This window comes from Microbacterium sp. NPDC076768, assembly GCF_040687205.1.
In the GTDB taxonomy this organism is placed as follows: domain Bacteria; phylum Actinomycetota; class Actinomycetes; order Actinomycetales; family Microbacteriaceae; genus Microbacterium.
In genome coordinates this window covers 1,200,936-1,211,428 of record NZ_JBFBMU010000002.1, presented here as the reverse complement: position 1 = coordinate 1,211,428, position 10,493 = coordinate 1,200,936, and the positions used below count along the sequence as shown (strand labels likewise).

The following is a 10,493-nucleotide window of genomic DNA, read 5'->3' as shown; positions in this document are numbered from 1 at the left end:
GCGTCGACGGACAGATCCACAAAAAGACAACCGCAAACGGCGTCCGTGTAATTTCGAGTCACGCCGGCACCAGAGCCGAATCCATCATCTCTGTGTGGCGTTCTGTCGGACGGGTGCGTCGTTGCGGTGGTGCCAATGATGTGGGCGAGGAACGCCGCGCGTTTGTCTGACAAGGCCTATGGGGAGCCCGGAGCCACTGCTAGCTGAAGATCGCCAGCGGCAATACCCTTAGCGACTTCCCGCGCACGCGGGAATCTAGTTTGAGGTCGAGGAACTCTTCTGGATTGAGGCCAAGCATCGGATCCGCGTCGGCGAGCGACGAGCGGAGCTGACCCACCAGCTGGTCGAACGCGTCTGCGGAGAAGTTCCGCAGGAGCTTGTTCCGTGCGAACGTGGGAACGTCTTCTTCGATTTCAGATATGACCTTGCCGAACACGGTGAAGGTCCCGTCGAGGAGACGATCCGGGTCGCCTGTGATGAAGTGCTCCCGTTCGCAGATGGTGATCGCTGTCAACGCCGGGTCGCGGGCGATGCGCCCGTAGTACTCGCGAGTGCTTCCCTGCCGTGCATCCGCATGGACAGCCGACGCCACCGCACGAGCGAAGGCCCCCTTGCCTTCTGCGTCGACGCGCATCTTCTCCGCGTGCGCGCGGACGGCGTCGATACCGCCAGTCTCCGGGAAAGAATCCTTGTACTCCTTGCGGACTGACCATTGCGCGATTGCGTCAACGAGCTCCGGGCTGATGACCTCAAGAGCCAAAGTGAGTTCCACGGGATCGAATGATGTCGTGTACTCAACGAACGCTCCAGGCGATACCCACGCTGCATCCTCCGTTGATGTCAGCTGATGCAGTTGCCCGACCTCGGCGAGGTGACGGCGCACCAGGTGGAGGTAGTAGGCCTGAGAGTAGACGTACTGCTGGCGGGCGGCCGTACCAGTACTGGAAGTCCAGCTGCCCGCCGCGGCGAGATCGCCAGTAGCCTTCACGCTCAGCGCGCCCAGAAAAGGGACCTTGGCTTCGCCCCCGCCCGTCACGCAACCGGACGATGATACCGAAGCATCGTCGCCCGCCGTGGACGTGTGGTCGCGCGTCTCTTCAACGATGAGAGGCTGGCCAAACAGCTGTTGAAGCACCCCAGCAACCTGATCCGAGTTCTGATAGATCGTCGCGACGGGAACTCCCGTGGGCTTCTCGGCAGCAGGCTTACGGAGTTCTTTCCGGGCAGTCATGCCCTCATCGTTTACCAGTGCGGTCAGTCACGCAAATCGATACTCAACGGGTGGTTCCACCATCCACGAGTTGCCATCTGGATCGTGTCTTCCGGTACAGCGAAAAGCTGGATCATGTGCGCAACTCATTAATCGGCATCGCCCCGCTCGACCCCGCGCAGACGTGGCTCGGAAATAACCTCGGCTTCGAGATGCGTATCCGAGTGGGCGTCCATCCGAAAATCTGCTGGCGCACAAGCCTGGGTGTCCGCGGCTGTGAGCCGCGCGATTCCGAGGGTCGCGTCAACGCCCGCGTGCTGCACCACTCGAGCGAGCCCGGCAGCGCAAATGGGGGCAACTGAAACACCGCGCTTTCGACGGTGGCTAAGGAGAAGGTTGCCCAGAATCAGGATGCGCTCATCGCGATACGTTGGCCATAGATTCCCGGTGTGCGATCCCGCGTAACCACAGATTGAGGCGACATGAGGGTTGTACTGAACTTCGGAGACAGCATGGCCGTGCTGCTGGTCGATGGGGTCGAAGAGACACCCTACGTCGGCGCGACCTTGCGGATGACAGAGACAGGCGTTGAGGTCGAGGTGCCGTACATGCCGGGGTTCGCGGTGCCGCAGCTCGAGCGCTTTGACCAGTGGTTTCGTAGAATGACGCCGCCCGAGAACGTCTTAGTGCATACTCGCGAAGGCAACATCCTCGTGTACGGCTGCCGCTGGAGCGGGCACTCCGACGCGACCGGTTCGCGAGTCGGAAGCGGGCGCTTCACAGCTACTGAGACATTGCTCCACTCACGAGATCACCGCTTGGCTGACCCACTGACCGTCGAGCTTTGCCAAAGCAGCGCCGACGGCCTCAACCGGTGGTCACGCATCACAACTGTGAGATCGGAAAGTACCCGCGACGAGGAGCAGCGAACGAACGCACTCGCCATCCAGGTCAAGAGCCCGGAGTCGATCGAATGGCGCCAAGGTGACGCCACGCTCCGAGTAAGGGGGACATGGCGGTTTACAGCGCGAGAAGACGGGTACGAGCGTGTCCACGAGCTTGAGGACTACGTCGTGCTGGAGAGTGAATGGGACGACCCTCGTGTCTTCGCTGACCACCTCGTCGAGCAACGCAGGGTCATGCATCTCTTGGTGTTCCTCTTCGGAACGGCCCTCTCGTTCCGTGAGCATCGGGTGCGCGATGAGGCTATCGCAGTGCATCTCATGAGCGGCGAGGTGTTCGATCATCCGTTCGCTGAGGTCATCAGCGCCCGCACCATTCGGGAACGTGCGCAGCCCATCCCGTCGAAGAAGGAGCTCGGACGTCCCCTGCTCGTACTCGAAGAGCTCGGCGCAGACGGGCTCGCCGCATGGGCGTCGAACTACGAGGGTTGGGAACGGTTCATTCTGCCGGCGGTCGCGATCATCGGACGTCGGCATCGCTTTGCTGAGGACGTCGTCATGTCGACCTCGATGAGTCTTGAAGCGGCGGGACAGCTACTTGGCGAACGTCCGGGCGAAGAGCCCACCCACCACCGTACTCGACCTACGACGTCCACTTATGTCTACCGCTGCCTGGAATTTCTGGGCATTCGGTGGGGCGACGATATTCACAGCCAAGTGGGGCTCGCCAAAGCGATCGCAAGCAACTACAACTCGGTTAAGCACGCCGACCGTGGCCCGTTTCCTGACCACGCGGAGACGTTTCTCATCGGCGACGTGAACGAGCTCGTGGTCCGGCTCCTTGCAGTGCACCTCACTGGACAGGCAGATGAGCTGCTGGGTCGATATCGAGAAGGATCGGAACTCTGGGACATCAAGTAACGCTTCGATGCGTATCGCATCCGCATCGTTGACGACCGCGGGACCTGGCAAGCCGTTCCTGCCGAGGAATGATCCTTACCGACCGCATCGACGCTAATCGGCTGTCGGCCGAATTGCCAGATACCGTCGCCGGGGTTGTCGTCGTCCGACTGACATGATGGATCTGACGAGCCGCTTGTTCGATTGGTGAGCGGAGAACGTCTTCCTCTGCGCATAAGGAGTAACTGTGGCGATCGACTTTTTGAGAGTGGGCGGGAGCCGTCGCCCGGTTCTCATTGATCCACGCGACATCTTTCGAGCCCTCCCAACGAAGCCCTGGCCGCGGCTTCGTCTTGAACAGGGCGAAGTGCTGAAGGGGTGGTTTGGCAGGAAGGACGCGCGTGATGTCGTCATTAAGCAGAACACCGGCGGTGGTAAGACCGTTGTCGGACTCCTGATTGCCCAGTCCAGCATCAATGATGGTGTCGGGCCCGCGATCTACCTCACGCCCGACACCTACCTCGCCGCGCAGGCGAAGAAGGAAGCAGAACGGCTCGGCATCGCGGTCACTGGCGACCGGTATGATGAGCGATTCGTCTCGAGTGAGGCGATACTCGTCACCACATTTCAGAAGCTCGTCAACGGGCGGAGCAGTTTCGGCGTCATTGGCACCGGACGATCGATCACTTCAATCGGCACTGTCATCGTTGACGACGCACATGCGGCACTCGCGCTCGCTGAGCGGCAGTTCACCGTAACCGTCGCTCGATCGCACCCGGCATACAACTCCTTGGTTAGCCTCTTCCAAGACAGCTTCGAGCAGCAGAGCCCGTCCGGGTGGACGGCCATCGACGGCGGCGTTCCCTCAACTCCTGTGGCGGTGCCGTTCTGGGACTGGAGTTCTCGGGTCGAGCGGGTGCGCGCTATCCTGCAGCCGTTCGCGAGCGATGACGACGAGAAGTGGATCTATTTCGCGTGGCCGGCGCTGTCGCAGGTGCTTTCCTTGTGTTCTGCCACCGTGACGGCAGAACAATTCGAGATCAAGCCGCTCTGCACTCCGATCGACCTAATTCCGGCCTTCGCGCAGGCTAAGCGGCGCATTTACTTGACCGCGACGCTCGCAGATGACTCGGTGCTGGTCACTGAGCTTGGAGCCGGGGCTGCCGATGTGGCGGCGCCCGTAACACCCGAACGCGCGGCTGATCTTGGTGATCGGCTGATCCTGGCGCCGCTGGCGCTGAACCCTTCGGCAGACGAGGGTGTCGTGCGCGAGATGGTGAAGGAGATCTCTGACGGAGACTGGGCAAGCGACGGTACAACGGAGAGCGAACCGATCAACGTGATCGTGCTCGTTCCTTCCGATGCGCGGGCAGCGGCATGGCAACCCTTTGCGAACCATACCTGTCATGTTGACGATCTTCATGAGGTCGTGGCGAAGCTGAAGAGCGGTGAGCACCTCGGACTCGTCGTGCTCGTAAACAAGTACGACGGCGTGGATCTTCCGGGTGATGCATGTCGTCTGCTTGTGATTGATGGTGTGCCTTTTCCGCTAAGCCCAAGTGAGAGCCGGGAAGCGAGTGCGCTCCGAGGCACCGATACCTTCGCGGCGCGTCAGGTGCAAAAGATAGAGCAGGGTATGGGGCGTGGGATCCGAGACGCCGAGGACTACTGCGCGGTGTTGGTGCTTGGCGCGGATCTCGCGATGACGCTCCGCGCTCCGGCTTACTTGCGCCACTATTCACCGGCCACCCGCAGGCAGATCGATCTCAGTGCAGACATCGCGGCCCAGATCAAAAATCAAGGGCTCGAGTCGATCCGCGAAGTAGTGGCGTTGTTCCTGTCGAGGGATCCTGGGTGGCTTGCAGCGAGCAGCGAAGCGATCGCCGGTATCGAGTACGACCACGCGGGGCAGGTTTCGGACATCGCCGCTGCGCGTCGACGGGGGTTCGATCTTGCCAGGGCGAATCAAATGGCGGAGGCATCTAGCGAGATCAAGCATGCGTTGACGAGTATCGCGAGCCCCTATGAAGCGGGCTGGTACGAGGAAGAGGCTGCGCGCTATCAGCACTTCGTAGATAGGGACGGAGCCCAAGGGACGCTTCGGCATGCGAGCATCGCGAACCTGAACGTTATGACGCCCCTTGCAGTGCCGCCGGTGACGCGATCTCGGCCGGCCGCAGAGCAAGCGCGCGCTGCCTCGGACTTCCTTGCGGCGCACTATTCGACAGGTGTGGAGCTGGAGCTCGGAATCCAGGCGATGCTAGGCGGAATGGTGTTTGACCCGGCGCGCGTACCGGAGGCGGAGGAGGCGTTCGAGCGGCTTGGGCGACATCTTGGGTTCCCGTCGGAGCGCCCCGACAAGATCTACAAGACCGGACCTGACGCATTGTGGTCGGTTCGCGAGGATCTGCAACTTGTCATCGAACTGAAGACAGGTGTTGCGCGGCAGGATCTTCGCATCATCAAGACTGAACTCGATCAGCTTTCGGGGCACGTCAACTGGCACGCGGAGAACTACGGCTCCGGTTATGACAACGTTCCCGTGCTGGTGCATCCGAGTTCAGTTCACCGTGCCGATGGGACACCGGCGCCTGGTACTCGCATCCTCACCCCTGAGGGCATCGAGCAGCTGAAGGATCGAGTCAGAGCATTTTCACGAGAAGTCGCCATGAACGGCGGGTGGAAGAACGAGGATCGCGTGCGCGCGCTGTTGGCCTCGCATCAGTTGCTTGGGCGCAATGCGTTGCTCCGCTCGAGCGTTCGACCGACCCGAGAAGAGTGAGGTGAGAGGGCCTGGAAATCCGCTGTCGCCAGGTGCGGTTCTATACCGCCCATAGCGCAAGGACCGGCGACGGATGTTTGAGCGTCGACACCGGCGAAGAACTCTTGCGACGCTCGGAATCTCCGACCGAGGTTGCATGCCGAAGGGATTCTCGCCATCGCTATCTCGAACACGCAGGACGCAGCACCTGATCATTCCATGCCAATATTCGGAGAGAGCCAGCGGTCGATCTTGCGAGCAAAGGAGCTGTTGCCGCCTGTCTGGGCCTGCGTTGGTAGAAGAACCGCCCGAAACTGGATTGGAGCGGTGATTGTTACCGAAGCGCCGGAACTGTATATCGATCTTCGGACGTCGGTCTCGCCGCAGATCACGCCGATCACCGAGGTTTAATGCTGTTGACGTAGGGGACCAAAAGGGGACCAGAATCATGGAAACCACGCACGCCATGATGTGCTCTGCATGACCTGAGCCGCAAAATTACGCGGAAGAGGCGCCGGATCGAGAAGTTGGGACGCCTGGGGGTCAAGGGGTCGCAGGTTCAAATCCTGTCAGCCCGACAGAAAAGCCCAGGTGAGAATTTTCTCACCTGGGCTTCGTTGGTTTCATCGTCCGTTTGGACGGCGGTTAGCGGCGCATCCGACGACGACTACCGGTCTGTACCTGATACCGATCGGCGAGCGCGGACGATCACGTCACGCAGCTGCACCGGAGACTCGCCGGGGTGCACCGTACGGTTGTGCTCGTAGCCGGCCTCGACGCGCCAATCCGCGGGGCTGAACAGCCTGACGATCGCCTCCAATGTCGCTGTCGCTTCCTCTGGGTGGTCGTGCGCTGGATGGTCGTGCCCTGCATGATCGTCGTCGTGATTGCCGTGCAGATGTCCCACGATGAGAACGGTCCCGCCCTGGGCCACCCAGGAGGAGATGCGCCGGTAGAACGCGAGCTGCCCGCCCTGCGCGTGTGCGTAGTTGGTGACCACAAGATCCCACGTCTGCTTCGGTGCCCATTGGGAGATGTCGGTCTGTACCCAGTTGATGCGGTCGCCGACACCAGTGGCGGCAGCACGGGTCTGCGCGGTTGCTAGGGCGGTCGCGGAGATGTCGGCCGCCGTTACGCTCCACCCCTGTTCGGCGAGCCAGAGCGCTTCGGTTCCCGTCCCGCAACCCGCGTCGAGCGCAGTTCCCGCAGGCAGATTTGCGGTCTCGGTTGTCAGATAGGGGTTGACGGGGAGGTGGTGCCCTCGCATCGAAGCCTCGAGGGTGAACCAATGGTTTTCCCAGTACCCCTTGTCGAACTCAGTCATCGGCTCTCCGCAGCGCTCTGCCCATGGCTCTGTCTTCTCCTTGCATCGTGGTGTGTGTCTCAGGATCACCCACGCAGGCGCATGTGGCAATCATTCTTGCCAAATGGCAAAATCGGAGCATGAGTGAGCATGCCGATCAGACCCTCGACACCGTGGGGCCGCGCCTGAAACATCTCCGACTGCGTCGTGACATCACCCTCACGACGCTGGCGGAAGAAACCGGGATCTCCACGAGTACCCTCTCCCGGCTGGAGGCAGGGTTGCGGCGGCCGACGCTGGAACAGCTGCTTCCCTTGGCTCGCTATTACGGCGTCACCCTCGACTCGTTGGTCGATGCCCCCCGCACGGCAAACCCTCGCATCGATCTCCGGCCCATGTCATGCGCTGACGGATCGATCATCATCCCGCTGACTCGCCGTCCCGGAGGCATTCAGGCTTACAAGTTCGTGCTCCCTGCCGGCGACGACGATGCGACCCCCGACCTGCGCTCCCACGAAGGCTTCGACTGGGCCTACGTGCTTAACGGAACCCTTCGCGTAGTGCTCGGCGACCAAGATCTGCTCCTGCAGGCAGGGGAGGCTGTCGAGTTCGACACCCGCACACCCCACTGGTTTGGAGCGACCAGCGCCGGACCGGCCGAATACCTCAGCCTCGTCGGCCGGCAAGGCCAACGCGCGCACATACGTGCTTCAGACTTCGACCACGACCACTAGCGCGACTTGGCGAAGGTGAGCATTCTCCTCGTCGATTTTGTAACCATACTGCGATTCCCCCGTGGTCTTGCGGATCGGTGCTGTCCGCCGAAATTCTGATGCTTGACCGCTCGCGCGCTGCTGTGCTTAGATCAATCCCAAGCTATTACGCAACCTACTTGCGAAATACAAATGCACCGCGGCATTCCCTCGGTGTTGGTCGCCCCCGAAGGAGCAGCATGGAGTCCGGCACACACGAGCACCGAGTCAGTGCGCTCCGTAAGGCGAACACCGCACGCTGCGCCCTGCGCCTCCGAGATCATGGGGCTGCCTCCGTCGCAGAGCTCGTGCAAGCGACGGGCCTGTCACGGCCGACGGTAGAGGCTGCGCTCTCCGATCTCGCCGCCAACGGCCTCGTCGCAACGAATGAGTCCAATGGACACCGTGGCGCAGGACGCCCGGCGCGGGTCGCTCGCTTTGTGGGCAGCGCGGGCTATGTCGCTGGCGTCGATGTCGGGTTGGGCGGCATTCGCGTGATCCTCGCGGACCTCGCAGGAACCGTCTCTGCCAGGATCGAGCAACGCGGAGAACTGCCCGCAGACGCGAGCGCACGAATCGAGGCCGTGCGCGCAGCCATTTCTGAAGCGCTTCGTCTCGCCGATGTTCCACCGCGTCGCCTGCTGTTTGCACACATCGGGGTATCCGGTCTCGTCCGTGATGACGGTCGACTCTGGGTCTCACACACATTCGCCGACTGGGAAGGCGTCGATGTGGGCGGCAAGCTCGCCGCACTTCTCGGATGCCCGGTCACCCTCGACAACGACGTGAAACTGGCCGCGCTTGCTGAACAGCGGTTGGGGGCTGCCCGGTTGGTCGACGACATGATCTTCTTCCTCATCGGCAGCCAGATCTCCGCAGGGCTCGTGCTCGACGGCAAGCTGCGTCGTGGCAGTCACAATGCGGCTGGCGAACTCGGGCAGTCGAGCATCCGCGTTCCGTTGGACGAACGCGGACACATCCTTTGGCATTCGGCGTCGAGTGCGCGTGAAGCTTTCGCACGTGCCGCTGACGGTGATGCAGATGCTACGGCTGAAGTACAGACCTTCGTCGAGGGGGTCGCCGATACGGTGATTGTTCTCTCTCAGGCAATCGATCCTGATCTCATTGTTATTGGCGGCCCGTTGTCTCGCGCTGGCGACCAGCTCATCGACCCTCTCAATGAGGCTGTTGCTCACCTCGCGTCCCTGCCGTTCGCGCCGATGGTTCGTGCTTCCAGGCTCGGCGTCGACTCAATCGCGTTTGGAGCCCTGTCGCGAGCTTTCGACCTCTGCGCCGAAAGTGTCTACGGCGTAGACGACGTACCGATGCCGCTTCTTCGCCGACTCGACGGCGGCGACGCGGTCGACGCTGATGGCGAGAACTTCGAATGGTGAACTCCGCTGAGTCCAATGCGTTGGTGCGACTCGCCGTTATCGGTTGCGGAGCGCGGTCTGACCTTGCCCGGCAGGCCGCCGCTTCTGGCCTCGGTGAGATCGTTGCGCTCATCGACCCTGACCCGGTAGCGATTCAGCGCGGCCGCGCGCGTTTCGGGGAGGAACTACCTGCTTTTGCCTCCGCGGCGGAAATGCTCGCTGACGACATTCTGATCGACGCTGCTTTTGTGCTCACCCCTGATCACACGCACGCCGAGATCGCTATCGAGCTGCTGGCCGCTGGCCTCGCAGTCTTCCTCGAGAAACCTCTCGCTACGACCACCAGCGATGCTGACGCCGTGCTTCAGGCCGCAATTACGGCGGAAGCGAAGCTCTATGTCGGTCACAACATGCGGCATATGGCGGTCGTCCGGACGATGCGCGACATTATCGCGCGCGGCGAGATCGGCGAAGTAAAAGCAGTGTGGTGCCGGCACTTCGTGGGCAACGGCGGCGACTACTACTTCAAGGACTGGCACGCCGAGCGCGCGAGCTCAAACGGTCTCCTTCTTCAGAAGGGAGCGCACGACATCGACATCATCCACTGGCTCGCCGGTGGATACACAAAGCGCGTTGTCGGGATGGGCGGAGACACGCTATACGGCGCGCTCACTGATCGTCGCGATAACTCAGACCGCACGATGTCGGACTGGTTCAGCCTCGATAACTGGCCTCCGACGGAACAGCGAGAACTCAACCCCGTGATCGACGTTGAGGATCTGTCGATGGTGTTGATGCGGCTCGACAACGGGGTCTACGCCTCATACGAACAGTGCCACTACACGCCGGACTATTGGCGCAATTACACGGTTATCGGCACCAAGGGACGACTCGAGAACTTTGGTGATACCGACGGCGGAGTAGTACGAGTGTGGAACGAGCGTCGTATCTATCGTCCAGAGGGGGATCTGGAGTTTCCGATCAACGGAGACGAGTTTGGCCATGATGATGCCGACCTGCGCACGGTGACCGAGTTCCTCCGCTTCGTCATCGATGACACGCCAACGGAGACTTCGCCTATCGCCGGCCGAAACGCTGTCGCGACCGCCGTCGCCGCGACAGATTCGCTCAGAAACTCATCGGTACCCCGTGAAATACCGTCGCTCGCTGAAGAGACGATCGCATATTTTGACGGAGCCGGGAGCCCGTCCACCGAGGCGCACACCTCGATGGACGGGTGGTGACACGAGTCGCCACAAATATCCGCAATTTGGGCAATGTCGCCCGTTTCA

Annotated in this window: 7 protein-coding genes; 5 read left to right on the top strand and 2 right to left on the bottom strand. The window is 61.6% G+C overall.

What is annotated here, in order from left to right; all coding sequences use genetic code 11:
- Positions 1–199: 199 nt before the first annotated feature.
- Entirely contained in the window at positions 200–1,231 is a 1,032-nt protein-coding gene (locus AB0O87_RS12190) for a hypothetical protein (RefSeq protein WP_363516111.1), read from the bottom strand.
- Between the two features lie 461 nt (positions 1,232–1,692).
- Here AB0O87_RS12190 and AB0O87_RS12185 point away from each other — a divergent pair, with 461 nt between their 5' ends.
- Complete coding sequence (locus AB0O87_RS12185; RefSeq protein ID WP_363516108.1) at positions 1,693–3,033, top strand: hypothetical protein; 1,341 nt, start codon at positions 1,693–1,695, stop codon at positions 3,031–3,033.
- 226 nt (positions 3,034–3,259) lie between these two features.
- Complete coding sequence (locus tag AB0O87_RS12180; protein WP_363516105.1) at positions 3,260–5,794, top strand: helicase C-terminal domain-containing protein; 2,535 nt, start codon at positions 3,260–3,262, stop codon at positions 5,792–5,794.
- A gap of 646 nt (positions 5,795–6,440) precedes the next feature.
- Here AB0O87_RS12180 and AB0O87_RS12175 read toward each other — a convergent pair.
- Positions 6,441–7,097, bottom strand: coding sequence for a class I SAM-dependent methyltransferase (locus tag AB0O87_RS12175; RefSeq protein WP_363516102.1), 657 nt, complete (start codon positions 7,095–7,097; stop codon positions 6,441–6,443).
- A gap of 119 nt (positions 7,098–7,216) precedes the next feature.
- Between AB0O87_RS12175 and AB0O87_RS12170 the strand changes: the two genes are divergently transcribed.
- From AB0O87_RS12170 to AB0O87_RS12160, 3 genes are all read left to right on the top strand, one after another.
- Positions 7,217–7,810 carry an XRE family transcriptional regulator gene (locus tag AB0O87_RS12170; protein WP_363516099.1) on the top strand — a complete coding sequence of 198 codons (594 nt, stop codon included), beginning with the start codon at positions 7,217–7,219 and terminating at the stop codon, positions 7,808–7,810.
- A 218-nt stretch (positions 7,811–8,028) separates the two neighbouring features.
- Positions 8,029–9,222 (top strand): ROK family transcriptional regulator, encoded by a 1,194-nt coding sequence (locus AB0O87_RS12165; RefSeq protein WP_363516096.1) that lies wholly within the window; start codon positions 8,029–8,031, stop codon positions 9,220–9,222.
- On the top strand, positions 9,216–10,445 hold the full coding sequence (locus AB0O87_RS12160) for a Gfo/Idh/MocA family oxidoreductase (protein WP_363516093.1): 1,230 nt from the start codon (positions 9,216–9,218) through the stop codon (positions 10,443–10,445). The genes AB0O87_RS12165 and AB0O87_RS12160 overlap by 7 nt, the downstream gene beginning before the upstream one ends.
- Positions 10,446–10,493 lie beyond the last annotated feature (48 nt).